The following is a 17,356-nucleotide window of genomic DNA, read 5'->3' on the forward strand; positions in this document are numbered from 1 at the left end:
TAATGAAAAGTTTTAGGAGGAATTTAAGATGGCCAAAATAGTGAATAGTGTAATGGAATTAATCGGAGATACTCCAGCAGTTGTATTGAATCGAATAGCCGAGGCGGGTAGTGCAGAGGTCATCGTAAAGCTAGAATACTTTAATCCAAGTGGTAGTGTTAAAGATCGTGCTGCCTATAACTTAATTGCTCAAGCTGAACTTGCAGGAACACTACAGCCTGGAGCTACAATTATTGAACCGACCAGTGGAAATACAGGGATTGGTCTTGCGATGAACGCAGCAGCAAAAGGATATCGTATCATACTCGTTATGCCTGACAATATGACTAAAGAACGGATTGGGATGCTGAAAGCTTATGGAGCCGAAGTTGTGCTAACACCATCTGCTAATCGAATGTCTGGGGCACTTGCAAAAGCGTTAGATCTACAGAAAAGTATACCGAACTCTTTTATCCCTAATCAATTTGAAAATCAAGCAAATCCCGATATACACCGTAAAACGACGGCTCTAGAAATTATCGAGCAGACGCAAGGGGAATTAGATGCATTTGTAGCTTCTGCTGGAACAGGAGGTACAATTACTGGAACGAGTGAAGTACTTAAACAAAAATTACCACATATTCATATAGCTGTCGTGGAGCCTAAAGGTTCACCTGTTCTGTCAGGAGGTCAACCGGGATCGCATAAGCTGGTTGGAACAAGCCCTGGATTTATACCTGCTATTTTGAATACATCAATTTATGATGAGATTATTCAAGTTGCTGATGAAGACGCCATCCATACTATGAAGTTGCTTGCACAGCAAGAGGGTATTCTTGTAGGACCATCATCAGGTGCAACCGTATGGGCAGCTATGCAAATTGCACGAAAATTAGGAACCGGTAAACGAGTGTTGTGTATTGCGCCGGATACTGGTGAGCGTTACCTCAGTATGGATCTATTCTAACTTAGAGGTAGTTCAAAACATCCACTCGTGATCACGATGTACATGCTAACGTAGCATAGTCGGCATCGAATATGCCCCCATCGAAAGCCTGTGTGTGCTCGTGTACCAATAACGTACACTTTGCTACTCGTTTCCGTTGTGGGGCATCTTCTTGGTGTTGACTAGCGAATGTTTTAAACCTTCATTTTAAGAGGTAGTTCAAAAGGCGGACTTTGATAACGATGATTGTGCTAATGTAGCTTATTCGACATCGAATATGAAGCGAACTTTGGAAGTCCGGTCCGCGTGTACCAATAACCTACACTTGCGTTTCCTCCTCCCTAAAGTAACGCCTCATCTTCTCGATTCTGAAAGTTCGCTTATTGAACTTTTATTGGAAGAGGTAGTTCAAAAAGCTGACTTTGATAACGATGATTGTGCTAATGTAGCTTATTCGACATCGAATATGAAGCGAACTTTGGAAGTCCGGTCCGCGTGTACCAATAACGTACACTTGCGTTTCCTCCTCCCAAAAGTAGCGCCTCATCTTCTCGATTCTGAAAGTTCGCTTATTGAACTTTTATTGGAAGAGGTAGTTCAAAAGCTGACTTAGATAACGATGATTGTGCTAATGTAGCTTATTCGACATCGAATATGAAGCGAATTTTGGAAGTCCGGCACGCGTGTACCAATAACGTACACTTACGTTTCCTCCTCCCTAAAGTAACGCTCGATTTTCTCCAATTTTTAGATCGTATAGCAGACAGCATATTAGCTCATGCTAAGATTGCAGTTATTTGTGATTATGTTAGGAGGATGAACGAATGCAACCAATGTCAAGCAAAGAACTTGAGTATGTGATTGACTCTATCTCGAATGAGGATTTGTTGTTACGTCAATGTGCTGCAGTTGTTGCAGCTGCAACCCACCCGGCCTTAAAAAGTTGTTGTGAAGCGATGGTGCAAACTCATCAAGATAATTACAACACGTTGATGAAATCAATTGAGCAGCATCAGGCAGTAGCACCTATGGGTATGAATTAATTTTCATTTCAAACATTCATGATGTAACGGAGGGAATTCAATGACTACGAATACCAGTCAAAAATGTACGTTAACTGAGGAAGATCTGGCAGGAACAGTACTTGCTGATCTTAAGAGGGTAGTACGTGAATACGCTACTGCAGCAACGGAATCAAATTGTCCGACAATTAGACAGATGTTTACTGATCTCCTAAATAAGACACTAACGATGCAGGGTCAACTATACACTGTAATGTCTCAAGTAAATATGTATCAAGCGCCTTCAGTCGCTCCTAAAAAGGAATTAGACAAGCAGCTTCGATCATATGCTACTCAACAACAGCAAACACAAAGCTGGCTGCAACAGAATAACCTAGATAATCAACATCAGACGGCGCCATTGTACACTTCATTGCATTAATTGCACGAAAATGGCATCATAATACGATTTGCAGTAAAAAAGACCCTAATAGGGTCTTTTTTATCTTTGCAGAACGTATCTATTCGGTGTAAAATAACGTACATAGCTTTGTTGCTATACACCACAGGAAGTGGGAAGGAGTAAAGTCATGATAGGAATTAGTGAATTTCAATTAAAAGTGCTTGAGCTTTTGCAAGAGGACGCCAGAATTAAACCGGAATTAATCGCCACCATGCTTGGTGTCGCCGTAGAGGAAGTTCGTGACGCAGTCGCCACACTTGAACAAAATCATATCATCGTGAAGTATGCTACGATTGTAAATTGGAGTAAAATGCATGACGAGAAAGTTACGGCTTTAATCGAAGTGCAAATTACACCTGAGCGTGGACGTGGCTTTGATCGTATCGCAGAAACGATATACTTGTATCCTGAAGTTAAGTCGCTGTATCTTATGTCAGGCGCTTATGATTTACAAGTTGAGATTGAAGGAAATAGTTTGAAGGAAGTTGCTTCCTTCGTTTCTAATAAATTATCTACAATTGAAGCAGTCTTATCTACTAAAACATACTTTGTACTTAAAAAATATAAACAGGATGGCATTATCTTCGAAGAGCATGAAAGTGATCATCGTATGATGGTATCCCCATAAGAAGGGTGAATGTGATGACAAACGAAGCATCGCAAGTATCATCCCTACCAGTGCAAGCTCGATCAATGAAAGATTTCTTGAATCCAGCAGTAAGAGATATTAAACCTTCAGGTATTCGTCGATTTTTTGATCTTGTTAGTACTCGTAAGGATGTAATTACACTTGGTGTAGGAGAACCCGATTTTGTAACACCTTGGCATGTTCGTGAAGCAGCAGTGATGTCTTTAGAAAGAGGCAAAACTCAATATTCTTCAAATGCTGGTATGCCAGAGCTAAGAGATGCAATCGGCACTTATTTAGATAATAGTTTTCAAGTGGAATATAATCCAGCAGATGAGATTTTAGTTACTGTAGGTGGTAGTGAAGCTATCGATCTTGCGCTTCGTACATTGATTTCGCCTGGTGATGAGATTTTAATTCCTGAACCATGCTATATTTCATATTCTCCAATTACTGTTCTTAGCGGCGGAGTTTCCGTAGGAATCGAAACTTTTGCAAAGGATCAATTCAAATTGACAGCAGAGTCTTTGAGGAAATCAATTACTCCAAAATCAAAAGTTCTAATTCTTTGTTATCCAAGTAACCCAACGGGTGGAATTATGACTTATGAAGATTGGCTTCCAATTGCGAAAGTAGTTGAAGAGAACGATCTTATCGTTATAAGTGATGAAATTTACGCTGAATTAACATATGGTACGAAGCATGTCAGTTTTGCATCGATCCCTGGAATGAAGGATCGTACAATTCTTGTAAGTGGATTTGCTAAAGCATTTGCAATGACTGGCTGGCGAATTGGTTATGCTTGTGGTCATTCAGATATTATTTCCGCAATGCTAAAAATTCATCAGTATACTGTAATGTGTGCACCAGTAATGTCACAATTTGCTGCAATTGAAGCTTTAACTAATGGACTTGAAGAAAAAGATAAGATGATAGAGTCATACAATCAGCGTCGACGTCTTGTTGTGCAAGGATTCCGTGAAATTGGACTTCAATGTCATGAACCTCAAGGAGCGTTTTATGCATTCCCGTCCATCGCTTCAACAGGATTAACTAGTGAACAATTTGCACAACGGTTACTTGAAGAAGCAAATGTGGCTGCTGTTCCGGGTGATGTATTCGGTCTCGGTGGTGAAGGTCACCTTCGTTGTTCCTATGCAACTTCGGTTGCTTCGTTAACGGAAGCGATTGATCGCATTGGGAATTTTGTACACAAACTGAAGTAATAGCTAAATTCACAAGTAGGCTCGACATATATGTCGAGCCTATTATTTTGTGAGGGGATATTTTCAGTAGCAACTTTAATCTGTGGTAATATAACAAGAAGTATCATGAAAAGTTAAGTGAATGCTTTCGAAGTGACTTTTTACTTGCAGGACGTATAATAGGAAGTATCATGAAAAGTTAAGTGAATGCTTTCGAAGTGACTTTTCATTCGCAAGAAGTATAACAAGAAGTATCATGAAAAGTTAAGTGAATGCTTTCGAAGTCACTTTTCATTCGCAAGAAGTATAACAAGAAGTTATCATGAAAAGTTAAGTGAATGCTTTCGAAGTAACTTTTCATTCGCAAGAAGTATAACAAGAAGTTATCATGAAAAGTTAAGTGAATGCTTTCGAAGTAACTTTTCATTCGCAAGAAGTATAACAAGAAGTTATCATGAAAAGTTGTAGGAGGGGTCATATGAAGCTATACACTAGAGGTGGAGACAAAGGTATGACGAGCTTGATCGGTGGACGAGTGTCGAAAACCGATGCTAAGGTTGAAGCTTATGGTACCATTGATGAATTAAATAGTTTTGTAGGTTTAGCAGCTGCACAAGCTAAAATCTTCGAGCCTACACAAGCTTTAAGTATAGAACTATATGAGATTATGCAAGAATTATTTGATACGGGTTCTGATCTTGCTTATGCAGTAGATGGTCAAACATACAAGATGACCACTGAACCGATAGAACGACTAGAACAATGGATCGATGCTCATAGTGAAGCAGCTCCCGCATTAACGAAGTTCATCTTGCCAGGAGGCTCTGAGCTGTCAGCAACGTTACACATCTGTAGAACGGTATGTAGACGAGCAGAACGACGTGTTGTAGCATTAGCAGAGCGATGTGAGATTAATGAGCAAGCTCTTGCTTATCTGAATCGCTTGTCAGATTATTTCTTCGCTGCAGCAAGAATTGCTAATGTGCAATGTGGAGCTGAAGATACTGAATATATACGTAGCGCAAATGTATTTCAAGGGAAGAAAAAATAATGACAACACCTAGATGGTCAGGGCGTGTAGTAAAGCATCTTACTGACGATGCAGCCCCCTCAGTTGTTTATGGAACAACGGAAAATATGGAACTTTTAGAACAATATTATGCGCCTCTAACTGTTGTTGTTAGTGAGGAGGAAGCTGGTAAAACGGTTCGTGATGTACTGGGGAAATATTATAATGTCTCAGGAAAGTTACTTGGGCAAGCTAGACTCACGGAACATGGCTTAACCATTAATGAAGAAAGAGTCTATGTTTCGGCACCTGTCCAAAGAGGAGAAATCGTAAGGTTAAGAATGCTTCGTGAAGAATCTACTGATATTTTACCTCAGCAGATGCCATTGGGAATCATTTATGAAGATGATTACTTACTTATTGTCAATAAACCTGCTGGAATCGTTGTTCATCCGACGCATGGACATTATACGAATACATTAGCTAATGGAGTTGTTCATTATTGGAAAAGTAAAGGTGAACGTTATCGTTTTAGACCAATTCATCGATTAGATGAAGAGACATCGGGTATTGTCGCTATAGCGAAAAATGGGTATATTCATCAGCAACTTTCCGAACAAATGCAGCAAGATGACTTCGACAAACAATATATTGCCTTTGTTTATGGTAGACCTTCTCCAGAAACTGCCTTGATTGATGCGCCAATTGATCGTGATACAGAACAGCCTCATCTGAGGGTGGTTTGCAGCGATGGTTGCGGTTATCCATCTCAGACGCAATATACTGTCTTAGAAAGCTTTCAAATGCTTCCTGCGCTGTCGGGAAGTTTGGATGACGACAATAATCAGAGTGACGTAGTTTCACTTGTTCGATTGAAGCTGTTTACAGGTAGAACTCATCAAATCCGAGTTCATATGAGTAGCGTAGGACATCCACTAATTGGAGATAAATTTTATTACAACAGTAGTATGCAACAAGAGAAGATTGAACAACTCATAACTAGACATGCATTACATGCAGAAAAGTTAGCATTTACCCATCCGATAACGAAACAGTATATGGAATGGACGGCACCTATGCCGGCAGACTTTGAACCGTTCAATACTATGATGCGAAAAGGGGAAGTAATATGACTCAGCAATTAACGATTTATGAATATCCCAAATGCGGTACTTGCCGCAGCGCAGTGAAATCTTTGAAATCACTAGGTAGAGAACTAGAGCAACGACATATTGTAGAGTCTCCACCTACCGTAGCAGAATTGAAACAATTGCTTGAAATTAGTGGTGTCGAACTGAAGAAGTTTTTCAATACTTCTGGTGATGTATATCGTGAGCAAGGATTGAAAGACAAGCTACCATTGTTAAGTGAAGAAGAAAAACTATCTCTTCTAGCTTCAAACGGTATGCTAATTAAACGACCGATTGTCACAGATGGTCAAAAAGTTACAATTGGTTATAAAGAAGAGCAATATCAAGAAGTTTGGAGCACGAAATAATGGGCAAAGAAGTAACGAGTAGAAAAGCACCATTATTATCACAATTAGGTTCGTCTATTTTTGCAGAAGTAGCTGCCTGGAAGCGTGAGGCAGTAACTCAAGGAATTGATGTCATTGATCTTGGTATTGGTAGTCCTGATCGAGCTCCCTCACTGAAAGTTCGCGAAGCATTATCACAATTCGCATTGCAAGAGGATATGTATGCCTATCCAGCGTTAAAGACGGGATTACCTTTCCGCGAAAAAGCAGCAGAATGGATGAAGCATCGTTTTGGTGTAACGCTCGATGCAACAAATGAGATATGTACCATTGCAGGGTCACAAGATGGACTAGCTCATCTCGCGATGGCAATTGCACCAAGAGGTTCTATTGCTATCGTGCCAGATCCAGGATATCCGATATATACAGCTTCACTTGCTTTAGCTGGTGTAGAACCTTATTTCATTCCATTAGTTGAAGAACATCAGTATCTTCCACAGCTTGAGAGTATTCCGCAAGATGTTTTGGATCGTGCTTCCTTTATTTTATTGAATTACCCTAACAATCCCATTACAGCGGTAGCTAATCTTGCATTTTACGAATCATTAGTAACATTCGCTAAGAAACATAATGTACTCGTTGTTCATGATCTTGCTTACTCTGAAATGGGTTATGATGGCTTTATGGCTCCTAGTATTTTGCAAATAGATGGGGCTAAAGATATTGCTGTGGAATTCCACTCTTTATCGAAAAGTTTCAATATGGCAGGTTGTCGAATTGGATTTATGGTTGGAAATGCAGATGTTGTAGGTGCATTAACAGAATTGAAGTCTAATATTGATTATGGTGTATTCGATCCAGTGCAAGAAGCAGGAATTGTCGCGCTAGATGAAGCGATGTATAGTGATGACTTTGTTCGTTCAGGCGAAGTGTATCAACAAAGAAGAGATCAGTTTATAAGCGCTCTACATGTAGCGGGTTGGGAAGTAATTTCGCCTCAAGCTACGATGTTTGTGTGGGCAAAGTTACCACCTCTTGCTAATGGTGATCTTACGAAACAGAGCTGGAACTCACGTCGCTTTGCCAAGCAACTACTAGCAGAAACTGGAGTTGTCGTTATTCCAGGAGATGCCTTTGGCACTCAAGGTGAGGGCTATGTTAGAATTGCTTTAGTGGAGAATGAAGCGCGCTTAGTGGAAGCTGCAACTAGATTAGGTCAATTTATACAACAGAAAATGTAGTTCAAATCGTAGGCTTGTGATTACGATGCAAAGCTTCGTAGTGAATTCGACGTCGAAGATGCCATTCACGGTTGCTGTGTTTCTCACGTACCAATAACGTACGTTGCGATACTCACTTCCCTAGCTTCATGGCATCTTCTTGGTACTGACAAGCCAACGATTTGAACTTTTATTGAAATACACAATAGAAAGAGGTTGTACTATGCCACAGAAACAAAAATATTTGATTATTGATGGAATGGCTATATTATTTCGTGCCTATTTCGCAACATCATTTACAGGAAAAATAAGAAGAACAAGTCAAGGAGTGCCAGTTAACGGTGTTCATGGATTTGTTCGATATTTTCTAGATGCGATTCAAACTTATGAGCCAACACATGTAATATGTTGCTGGGATATGGGTTCAAAAACCTTCCGTAGTGAACAATATAGTGAATATAAAGGGAATCGTCCGTCAGCTCCTGAGGATCTAATTCCACAATTTGATCTTGTTAAAGAAGTTGTAAGTAGTTTTGACGTCCCTAACATCGGTATTCAAGGATATGAAGCTGATGATTGCATAGGTACATTAGCTAAAACGCTTGGACAAGAAAATGAAGTCATTATCGTTACTGGCGATCATGATATGTTGCAATTGATCGACGAGTCAGTTTATGTTGCGATAATGAAAAAAGGTATCGGTAATTATCAACTGTATACCGTTAATAGCTTGCTAGAAGAGAAGCAATTAACTCCTGCACAAATTATTGATGTTAAAGGATTAATGGGTGATACTGCAGATAATTATCCTGGGGTTAAAGGTATTGGTGAAAAGACCGCTCATAAGTTAATTCAGGAGTTTGGGTCTATTGATCAATTATTGCTTTCATTAGATAAAGTTTCTGCAACGATTAGTCGTAAAATAGAAGCGGATCTGGAAATGCTTCATTTGTCTCGTCAATTAGCAACAATTCACTGTGAGGCACCGCTTGAACCATTAGTGGAACAACAATGTGTTTGGTGTTTTGATAAGCAAAACGTCTACAACAAATTCGAAGAATTAGAGTTTGGTAGTCTAGCGAAATTGGTAGACGGCGTTACATTAGCTGTAGTGTAATGGTATTAAAATATAAGACAGTGATCACGAAGAGACGCTACGTAGCGTAATCGACAGCGAAAATGCCATTCATCGGTAGCTGCGATGCTCGTGTACCAACAACGTACACTGTGCTTCTCGCGTCTCTAGCTTCGTGGCATTTTCTTGGTGCTGACTGCCCAATATTTTAATTATCATTGAAAGATTGGGTGTTAAAATATAAGACAGTGATCACGAAGAAATAGTAATAGATTAAGCAATGGAGAAAATTGTCCATTGCTTTTTTTGTTAGTAAAAGATATTTCGATCGTAGGTATAATGGTATATCTTTTTTCGTGGGGAAACTGCGATAAAAAGCAGTAAATGTAGTTAATTGTATAACGTGTGACGAACATCACGTTACAAATTGAGTTAAATTAGGCACTTAGGTGTAAAGGCGTAGCGGTTAGGGAATGAACTCTAGTAGTAAAGTTGTGAAATTTTAGTATACTTGACCTAGATGATCTTGTATAATAAGCAATAGTTAACCACTTGAGATATTTCATACAGAGGGGAGCGACTTAATAGTGAAGGTAGAATATATTAACCCGTTTCTAGATTCAGCCAAAATGGTTATTGAACAAGTGATACAAGTACGCCCTTCAACTGGACAAGTATCTATTAAAGATATTAAGTTTGTAGAAGAGTATATTTGGATTCATATCGGACTAAATGGACAAATGAATGGTAATATTATATTTGGACTACAAGAAGATGTTGCCTTAAAGATGATCTCCGCAATGATGGGCGGCTACGCGATATCAGAACTTGATGAAATGGGAAGAAGTGCAATTTCAGAACTAAGTAATATGATTAGTGGAAATGCCAGTACTATTTTATCCAATCAGGGAATGTCAGTAGATATTACTCCTCCACGAATTGTTGAAATGGCACAAGCAGCTGGACTAGGTGGATCTAAAGCTTTAACGGTACCTTTAATCATTGAAGGTATTGGAGAATTGGATATTCAAGTTTTAGTACAATAATATATACTGGCTCCCTGAGAGGGAGCTTTTTTCATGCTCACGATGCTTTTAGCGCATAAAATATCTAATGCTACAAAAAGTCTATACGAAAATAGCAATCTAGTAGTTTTCTATTTTGCTTTATCAATTATTATGAAGTACACTGTTGTTGGGTGATATAGGTGTTTAATGATAAAGTAATTCTCATTACTGGTGCATCAAGTGGCATTGGTTCTCTTCTAGCGCAAGAAGTATCTGCACTAGGTGCAGTTACGATACTAACAGGAAGAAATGAGCAACGATTAACTCAAACGTTAGATAAAATAACAGGGGAAGCTGCAATCTATGTTATGGATGTACAGAATCTAGCGGATGTTGAGTCCACAGTAGAACAGATTGTTGCTACTTATGGCAAAATTGACATATTAATAAATAATGCAGGCTATGGAAAATTTGATTCAATTGAAAAGTTATCAGTTGAAGAGTATGAACAGATGATGGATACAAACTATATGGGTGTCGTTCGTTGCACAAAAGCTGTGCTTCCGATTATGGAACGAGCGGGTAGCGGGCATATTGTTAATATAGCATCATTAGCAGGTATGATTGGAAATGCCAAATCAACCTCCTATGCAGCAACTAAGCATGCGTTACTAGGTTTTACTAACTCATTACGAATGGAACTCCGAGGTAGACCAATCAAAGTTTCCGCAGTTAATCCTGGCCCAATTAATACTGAGTTTTTCCAAATTGCTGATCCAGATGGAAATTACGTTAAAAATATATCGTGGTTTATTATGCAACCTGAATATGTCGTTAAGCAAATAATTAAGCTTCTACTCACGCAACGTGCCGAGCTGAGCTTACCACGAACTGCTGCATTTGGATTGAAGTTGTATCAACTTTGTCCTAGGTGGATCGACAAAGTAGCAGGCAAGTGGTTAAACAAAAAGTAAAGGTAGTTCAAAAAGTGGGCTTTGATAACGATGAGGTTGCTAACGCAGCGTACTCGGCATCTCATTTGAAACGAACTTGGAAAGTACGGTTCGCGTGTACGTAATCATGTACACTTGCGCTTCCGCCTTTCTCAAGTAGCGTCTCAACTGCTCGGTTCTGAAATCCCACTTTTTGAACCTTCATTTTAAGTAACACCTAAACATCAAAGGGCCTTATTGGCAAAGAGAGGATTTTAATATGTCTAGTACGAAATGGGCGGAACTTGGAATTAATGATGTACTAAGTTCAGCATTAGTAAAGCAAGGAATTGTTGAACCAACTGAGGTGCAACAACAAGCCATTCAATTGTTAATAGAAGGAAAAGATATTTCAGTTAAATCACAAACGGGTAGTGGTAAGACGTTGGCGTTTTTACTACCTATTTTGCAAAACATTAATGTTGAGTCCAAGTCAATTCAAGCTGTAGTACTTGCACCTACGCAAGAGCTAGCTATGCAAATTGTTCGAGTTGCTGAAAGCTATGGAGAACTGCTTGGCGTTAGAGTTCAACAATTAATCGGAGGCGCTGCAGCAAAGCGTCAAATTGAAAAGTTAAAGCTCAATCCACATATCGTTATTGGAACTCCAGGTCGAATGAACGAATTGGTTAAGAGTAAACGTCTAAAGCTACATCAAGTTAAGTATCTTGTTATCGATGAAGCCGATCAAACCTTTGAGCTAGGCACACCTACTGATACTGAGAATTTACTATTTAATGTAAATAAATTGCGACAAACGGCATTTTTCTCCGCTACTTATCCAGAGACAACGATGTCTAGGTATGAAGGTCGCTGGATGAAACAACCTCATCATATTATGATTACGCCAGCAGAAAAAGTAGCAAGTACAATTGAACATTTCTATGTTGTATGCGATCAGCGCTCTAAGCTAGATACAGCTAGACGTTTGCTTCGTACACTTAATGCTTCCTCTGCATTGTTATTCGTCAATGATACGAACCAAATTTCCAATTGGGAAACTAAAATGAAATATGAAGGATTCAAAATTGAATCGTTATTTGGTGAGGCAGATAAACAACGTAGATCAGCAACATTAACAGCGTTCCGTGAGGGCAAACTTGATGCGATATTATCTACTGACGTTGCCGCTCGTGGTATTGATATAGTGGATCTACCTCTAGTTATTCAGATTGAGCCTGCGGTTGATGCCGATCATTATGTTCACCGAGCAGGTAGAACGGGTCGTATGGGGAAATCTGGTCTAGTGATTTCTATTATTACGCCACATGAAAAGTTTATTATGGACAAATTCATGAAGCAATTGCATATTAACATTGAAGAGAGAATATTGTTCCGTGGCAAATTGTTGAATGAAGCTCAAGTAGCTGAGGCTACGAAGTATAAGCCTGCAGAAAAGTCTATATCACGTAAGCCAGTAGAGGCATCTGATCGACTACAATCAAGTAGTAGCAAGGGAAAACAAGCGGAGTCAATTAAGTCTACTCCTGTACAAGGTAGTTCGACCGCTAACATAAACAGCAGAGCAATTAAAGCTCAAGAAATTTACAGATCGGGTGAAGAACGACAAATTTCCACTTCCAACAATTCTGATAGTAGTAATAATGGTAGTGTGAAAAAAGACAAAAAAACTGGCCCGATAGCAAAAGCTACATCAAAGAAAAAAGCCAATGGTGGGAAAAATAAAGGTGCTCCTAAGTGGTTGAAAGAAAAGAGACAAACTACTGATAACTAAATGTATAGGGTAGATGGACTCTATTATTAATTTACTTAGACATCTAATGCTAAAGAGTAAAAGCAAATTGCTTTTACTCTTTTTTTGATATTAATCTAGAAATTAGGTATGCTTATATGAAGAGAAAAAAGAGGTGAAATGATGAGTACAGTATTAAGTGTTGAACAATTAAGTGGAGGATATAGTCCTCGCAAAGCGATTATTCAAAACATTAATCTACATATCGAGTCAGGTGAAATGATCGGTCTTATCGGAGTCAATGGTGCAGGGAAAAGTACAACGATCAAACATATTCTTGGATTAATGACTCCACATAAAGGAACCATTATGATTAATGGAACGACATTAAAGGATGATGTTGAAAAATATAGAAGTGGTTATACTTACGTGCCTGAAACGCCAGTTCTTTTCGAAGAATTAACGGTTGAAGAACATTTACGATTAACTGCAATGGCATATAGTGTTCCTCAAAAACAATATGAACAACAGGTCGAACTATTACTTGAACGGTACCATATGGTGAAAAAGCGTAAATCAGTTACAGCTCATTTGTCAAAAGGTATGAAGCAAAAAGTAATGATTATGAGTGCATTATTAGCAAAACCAGCCTTGTTCATCATTGATGAGCCATTTCTCGGACTCGATCCGTTAGGCATTCGTTCTCTGTTACTAGAGCTTGAAGAAGTGAAAAAGAATGGGTCATCGATTTTGATGAGTTCTCATATTCTGGCTACGATTGAACATTATTGTGACAGATTTCTAATGTTAGATGGCGGCCAAGTTGTGGCGCACGGAACATTGCAACAGATGCTCGATCAAGCAAACAAAGGAGGAGGACAAGCGAAAAACCTTGAGGAAGCCTTCTATGAACTTTTAAATGGAGGGGAAGTCTAATGTCTTCTGATGTATTGCTGTTATGGCAGAAGCGAAAGAACGCTTTTATGATGGAAATTTTGCCATACATTAAGTATATGTCGCGTAGTGGATTTCCGGCTTTTCTCTCGTTAATTGGCATTGTTAGTATTATTCAATATATTAACTTAATCCAAAATGTACCAGAAAATTTCCCGCTTGAATTCATTGGTGCACTTGTACTTACACCGTTGATAAGTTATAACCCTTTGCGTACTTGGTTGAAAGAAGCGGATACGATCTTTCTAATGCCGATGGAACATCAACTAGGTACATATATGAAGAAATCTCATATTCGCTCGCTAAGAAATGGCTTCATATATCTGCTTATTGTTACATTGATATATTGGCCGCTATATCGTCAGACAGATGCGTATCAACCGATAATTTTTATAGCAGTACTCGTAATTTTGAAAGCTTTGAATCATGTTATGGCCTGGAAGGAACGTCAATTTATCTGGTCAATGAATCGAAATATTATGCGCTTATTCCGTTGGATATTAATGTTTATGTTACTATTCGGTTGGCTACTTTCAAGTCGTTGGGGGATGTTATGTTTAACCGTTATAGTGTTAGTAATGTTAGCTACGCTATACCGTGTGACGAATAAGCAATCGTTCCCATGGGAACGGTTAATCGCTGAAGAACGAATAACGATTCGTCGATTATATTCATTCTTTAGTTGGTTCATTGATGTACGTGTTGGACCACCAATAGTGAAACAAAGAAAATACTTAAGCTGGATTATTCCTTTCGTCCCATATAAGAAACAATATACATTTGTTTACTTACACCTCATTACGTTCGTACGTACTGAGATTGGAGGAATCTGTATGAGACTACTTATTCTCGGTGGACTAGTGAATTACATAGTTGCGTCTGAGAATGGTATGAATGGATGGGGGACCGTAATTAGTTATATGCTATTCGGATTAATCATTACATTACAAATTGGCTCATTACGCAAAGTACATCGTTACGCGATTTGGAAAGATATATTCCCGATGCAAGTAAAGCTACAACAACAGCAGATCATTACGATTGATCGATTATTAAGCTATATGATGCTAATAGTATTGTTATTGACAACGATTCCTATGTGGGGTGGACATAGTTCACAAGTTATAGTAATGATTTTGTTCGCATTACTATATCCGATTGTGCGTGCTTTCAATATAAAGCGTAAGCTTGTGAAAGAAGTAGATGATCTAGATTAATTGGCAAGTATAAAATGCAAAAGGGATTCAGAATGTTATCATTCTGAATCCCTTTTGTCATTAGTATAGAGATATTATTAAGCTTGTTCCGTAAGTTCCAAAACTGCTTTGTAGATGCAATCATATAGTTCTTCTAGGTGTTCTCCTTCAATACAAGAGAATGCAACACGTAAATCAGTTTCACCTAGAGCAATTGTTCCGATACCGTATTTGTCTAGAAGTAATAGACGAACGGAATCAGCACTTACATTTGAAAGTTTTAAGCACATAAAGTATCCAGAATTGAATGGATAGTATTGCAACGTATTTCCATATCGACCGCTATCCAGCAAATCTTTTACGATATTAGCGCGATTTTTCATAATCTCGAATTTTTCAGCTTTTTGAGCTTCAAATTCCGGAGAATTCAGGGCATGTAATACAAAAGTTTGAGATGGATGAGGCCCACTTGAAATTGTCGAGCGTATAATCCCCATTGTTTTTTGTTCAAGAGCTGCAAGTGCCGCTTTGGAAGAAGAAGCATAAGTGATAAATCCTACACGGAAGCCCCATACATATTCTTCTTTTGTTGCACCATCAACTTTAACAGCAAGAACATTAGGATGCAGATCAGCTAATTTGCCGAATAAAGATTCTTGCATGGAATCTTCAAAGAATAATCCGAAGTATGCATCATCTGTTACTGCAACAACTTTTACGCCTTCCTCTGCTGCAGTTTTAATTGCAGCAATGATTGCGTCTCCATCTTGATCATCTGGTGTATAACCAGTTGGGTTATTAGGGAAGTTAAGAATTACAATGGCTTTGCCCTTGCCCTTCTGAGCAAGCAATGCTTCACGTAAACCTTCACTGTTGAATCGTTGATCTTCATTATATAGTGGATACTCCACGATTTCTGCGTTACGACGAACACCGAAAGTTAATTCATAGTTTTCCCAGTTCTTATCTGGAATAATGACAGCGTCTCCTGTATCGGCGAATAGATCAGCAACAATGCTCAGACCATGCGTTAAAGCATTTGTCACGATTGGATTGCTAAGCTCAGCCTGTACAGAAGCTAATGAAGGATTATCTTTTACCATTTTTTCGCGCCAAGCAGTACGAAGTTCCGGCTTACCTGCAGGAGGAGCATATTCGTAAATATCTTTAGGATTATAAGCGCTTAAAGTATCTTGGATAACTTTAAGGTGCATTGGCTTGCCACCTTCAGTTGCAATACCAATTGTAGCATTATACTTTTTCGCTTTAGCCTTTGCTTCTGCAGATTGGCTAAGGATACCTTCTTTCGGGAAGTAAATAGCTTTCCCTAGATTAGATAACATGTCATAGACAGCTGGACTCTCTTGTTGCAAGGTCTCATTAAGTTGCTGAGCTAATGGGTTCATGGACTTCATTCCATCCTTCCGAAATCAATCATATTTATAGGTTAGTGCAGTCGCACATATTATAACATTATTACTTCAACTAGACCATGAACAACTAAAATATTTTTCAATCCTTCAATTTGCATTTATTTTCTGTTGAACCTTTCGCTAGATTAATTATAATGGAGTATAGGGATATTATTTTTTTGCACAATTTGTATAGTGACTCTAATAGATATAGTTTATTTACATTAATTGAAGTAGTAGGAGGGGTCAATTATGCTAGATATATCGCCGGATAAGCTATTACTAAAGCCTGCCTTTGCAAAAATTGTTTGCGAACCAGGTTGGAGATGGGCAAGACGAGAAAAACCTATGCCGAATTTTGATCTATTCTACGTTTGGAGTGGAGAAGGCGATGTTGAGGTTAATGGTGTACATCATGAAGTAGGTCCAGGAAGTTGTTTCTTATTCCGTCCTGGTGATTATACAAGTGCTACACATAATCCTCAAAAGCCATTAGTGCTAACATATATTCATTTCGCGACTGAAGAAGCTGTCGAAGTGATTCCAAAGCGTTATCGCTTACTTAAGGATACGATAGATTTTGAATTTTTATTATCTCGATATGTTAGACTGTTTCTTATTCAGACCTTTGCTGCTGAAGAGGAAGCTAAGCTTGTCTTAAAGCAAATTATGATTCATTTGCTTCGGGCAGATTTCCAAACACCAACAGAGAAAAAAGCAAGTAATCAGCTAACGGAATCGATTCATGAAGTGGCGAACTTCATTCGTCAAAATCCGAGTGTTGCACACCGAGTTGAAGATCTTGCGATGCGTGCTCAATTGTCACCTCGTTATTTCTCAATGAAATTTAGAGAAGTGCTTGGAATGTCCGTTCAAACCTATATGATCCGTACAAGAATAGATAGAGCTCAATACTTGTTAACTCATGCAGGAATGAATGTTACTGAAGTTGCAGATGCACTAGGCTACAGAGATATTTTCTTCTTTAGTAGACAATTTAAGCAATACACTGGAAAAAATCCATCTGAAATAAGATAAGACGAACGGGTCGCATTGCTGAAAGTGGAATTCAGCGACGCGACCCGTTTTTTTGAAAAGT

17 protein-coding genes are annotated in these 17,356 nt (G+C 38.7%); 16 read left to right on the plus strand and 1 reads right to left on the minus strand.

Features of this window, described 5'->3' with window-relative positions:
* Nucleotides 1–28 precede the first annotated feature (28 nt).
* The 15 genes from cysK (at nt 29) to NAG76_13285 (ending at nt 14,866) form a co-directional block, all read left to right on the plus strand.
* On the plus strand, nt 29–946 hold the full coding sequence (gene cysK / locus NAG76_13215) for a cysteine synthase A (protein URN92805.1): 918 nt from the start codon (nt 29–31) through the stop codon (nt 944–946).
* 803 nt (nt 947–1,749) lie between these two features.
* Nucleotides 1,750–1,968 carry a hypothetical protein gene (locus NAG76_13220; protein ID URN92806.1) on the plus strand — a complete coding sequence of 73 codons (219 nt, stop codon included), beginning with the start codon at nt 1,750–1,752 and terminating at the stop codon, nt 1,966–1,968.
* Between the two features lie 40 nt (nt 1,969–2,008).
* The gene (locus NAG76_13225) at nt 2,009–2,368 is read left to right on the plus strand and encodes a spore coat protein (GenBank protein ID URN92807.1); all 360 of its coding nucleotides are present in this window, start codon (nt 2,009–2,011) and stop codon (nt 2,366–2,368) included.
* Nucleotides 2,369–2,525: 157 nt separating this feature from the next.
* Entirely contained in the window at nt 2,526–3,017 is a 492-nt protein-coding gene (locus NAG76_13230) for an Lrp/AsnC family transcriptional regulator (GenBank protein URN96836.1), read from the plus strand.
* A gap of 65 nt (nt 3,018–3,082) precedes the next feature.
* Nucleotides 3,083–4,243, plus strand: a complete 1,161-nt coding sequence (locus NAG76_13235; GenBank protein ID URN96837.1) for an aminotransferase class I/II-fold pyridoxal phosphate-dependent enzyme — start codon at nt 3,083–3,085, stop codon at nt 4,241–4,243.
* 457 nt (nt 4,244–4,700) lie between these two features.
* On the plus strand, nt 4,701–5,273 hold the full coding sequence (locus NAG76_13240; protein URN92808.1) for a cob(I)yrinic acid a,c-diamide adenosyltransferase: 573 nt from the start codon (nt 4,701–4,703) through the stop codon (nt 5,271–5,273).
* Complete coding sequence (locus tag NAG76_13245; protein ID URN92809.1) at nt 5,273–6,364, plus strand: RluA family pseudouridine synthase; 1,092 nt, start codon at nt 5,273–5,275, stop codon at nt 6,362–6,364. The genes NAG76_13240 and NAG76_13245 overlap by 1 nt, the downstream gene beginning before the upstream one ends.
* Complete coding sequence (locus NAG76_13250; protein URN92810.1) at nt 6,361–6,729, plus strand: arsenate reductase family protein; 369 nt, start codon at nt 6,361–6,363, stop codon at nt 6,727–6,729. Before NAG76_13245 ends, NAG76_13250 begins: the two co-directional genes overlap by 4 nt.
* Nucleotides 6,729–7,949, plus strand: coding sequence for an aminotransferase class I/II-fold pyridoxal phosphate-dependent enzyme (locus NAG76_13255; protein ID URN92811.1), 1,221 nt, complete (start codon nt 6,729–6,731; stop codon nt 7,947–7,949). The genes NAG76_13250 and NAG76_13255 overlap by 1 nt, the downstream gene beginning before the upstream one ends.
* A gap of 202 nt (nt 7,950–8,151) precedes the next feature.
* Nucleotides 8,152–9,045, plus strand: coding sequence for a 5'-3' exonuclease (locus tag NAG76_13260; protein URN92812.1), 894 nt, complete (start codon nt 8,152–8,154; stop codon nt 9,043–9,045).
* A 545-nt stretch (nt 9,046–9,590) separates the two neighbouring features.
* On the plus strand, nt 9,591–10,049 hold the full coding sequence (locus tag NAG76_13265) for a chemotaxis protein CheX (protein URN92813.1): 459 nt from the start codon (nt 9,591–9,593) through the stop codon (nt 10,047–10,049).
* Between the two features lie 161 nt (nt 10,050–10,210).
* Nucleotides 10,211–10,984 (plus strand): SDR family oxidoreductase, encoded by a 774-nt coding sequence (locus tag NAG76_13270; GenBank protein ID URN92814.1) that lies wholly within the window; start codon nt 10,211–10,213, stop codon nt 10,982–10,984.
* Nucleotides 10,985–11,222: 238 nt separating this feature from the next.
* Nucleotides 11,223–12,737, plus strand: coding sequence for a DEAD/DEAH box helicase (locus tag NAG76_13275; GenBank protein URN92815.1), 1,515 nt, complete (start codon nt 11,223–11,225; stop codon nt 12,735–12,737).
* Between the two features lie 141 nt (nt 12,738–12,878).
* Nucleotides 12,879–13,631 carry an ABC transporter ATP-binding protein gene (locus NAG76_13280; protein ID URN92816.1) on the plus strand — a complete coding sequence of 251 codons (753 nt, stop codon included), beginning with the start codon at nt 12,879–12,881 and terminating at the stop codon, nt 13,629–13,631.
* Entirely contained in the window at nt 13,631–14,866 is a 1,236-nt protein-coding gene (locus NAG76_13285) for an ABC transporter permease (GenBank protein URN92817.1), read from the plus strand. The genes NAG76_13280 and NAG76_13285 overlap by 1 nt, the downstream gene beginning before the upstream one ends.
* A gap of 77 nt (nt 14,867–14,943) precedes the next feature.
* Here NAG76_13285 and NAG76_13290 read toward each other — a convergent pair whose 3' ends face one another.
* On the minus strand, nt 14,944–16,251 hold the full coding sequence (locus NAG76_13290) for an aminotransferase class I/II-fold pyridoxal phosphate-dependent enzyme (GenBank protein URN92818.1): 1,308 nt from the start codon (nt 16,249–16,251) through the stop codon (nt 14,944–14,946).
* Nucleotides 16,252–16,509: 258 nt separating this feature from the next.
* Between NAG76_13290 and NAG76_13295 the strand changes: the two genes are divergently transcribed.
* Nucleotides 16,510–17,295, plus strand: a complete 786-nt coding sequence (locus NAG76_13295; GenBank protein ID URN92819.1) for an AraC family transcriptional regulator — start codon at nt 16,510–16,512, stop codon at nt 17,293–17,295.
* Nucleotides 17,296–17,356: the final 61 nt, after the last annotated feature.

Origin of the sequence: Candidatus Pristimantibacillus lignocellulolyticus (assembly GCA_023639215.1) — a bacterium.
GTDB lineage: Bacteria > Bacillota > Bacilli > Paenibacillales > Paenibacillaceae > Pristimantibacillus > Pristimantibacillus lignocellulolyticus.

Excerpts from the sequence above, each read along its gene's own strand:
- NAG76_13255 (URN92811.1), top strand. The coding sequence starts at position 6,729 with ATGGGCAAAGAAGTAACGAGTAGAAAAGCACCATTATTATCACAATTA.
- NAG76_13285 (URN92817.1), top strand. The coding sequence starts at position 13,631 with ATGTCTTCTGATGTATTGCTGTTATGGCAGAAGCGAAAGAACGCTTTT.
- NAG76_13275 (URN92815.1), top strand. The coding sequence starts at position 11,223 with ATGTCTAGTACGAAATGGGCGGAACTTGGAATTAATGATGTACTAAGT.
- NAG76_13245 (URN92809.1), top strand. The coding sequence starts at position 5,273 with ATGACAACACCTAGATGGTCAGGGCGTGTAGTAAAGCATCTTACTGAC.
- NAG76_13280 (URN92816.1), top strand. The coding sequence starts at position 12,879 with ATGAGTACAGTATTAAGTGTTGAACAATTAAGTGGAGGATATAGTCCT.
- NAG76_13290 (URN92818.1), bottom strand. The coding sequence starts at position 16,251 with ATGAACCCATTAGCTCAGCAACTTAATGAGACCTTGCAACAAGAGAGT.
- NAG76_13235 (URN96837.1), top strand. The coding sequence starts at position 3,083 with ATGAAAGATTTCTTGAATCCAGCAGTAAGAGATATTAAACCTTCAGGT.
- NAG76_13295 (URN92819.1), top strand. The coding sequence starts at position 16,510 with ATGCTAGATATATCGCCGGATAAGCTATTACTAAAGCCTGCCTTTGCA.
- NAG76_13225 (URN92807.1), top strand. The coding sequence starts at position 2,009 with ATGACTACGAATACCAGTCAAAAATGTACGTTAACTGAGGAAGATCTG.
- cysK (URN92805.1), top strand. The coding sequence starts at position 29 with ATGGCCAAAATAGTGAATAGTGTAATGGAATTAATCGGAGATACTCCA.
- NAG76_13250 (URN92810.1), top strand. The coding sequence starts at position 6,361 with ATGACTCAGCAATTAACGATTTATGAATATCCCAAATGCGGTACTTGC.
- NAG76_13260 (URN92812.1), top strand. The coding sequence starts at position 8,152 with ATGCCACAGAAACAAAAATATTTGATTATTGATGGAATGGCTATATTA.
- NAG76_13220 (URN92806.1), top strand. The coding sequence starts at position 1,750 with ATGCAACCAATGTCAAGCAAAGAACTTGAGTATGTGATTGACTCTATC.
- NAG76_13240 (URN92808.1), top strand. The coding sequence starts at position 4,701 with ATGAAGCTATACACTAGAGGTGGAGACAAAGGTATGACGAGCTTGATC.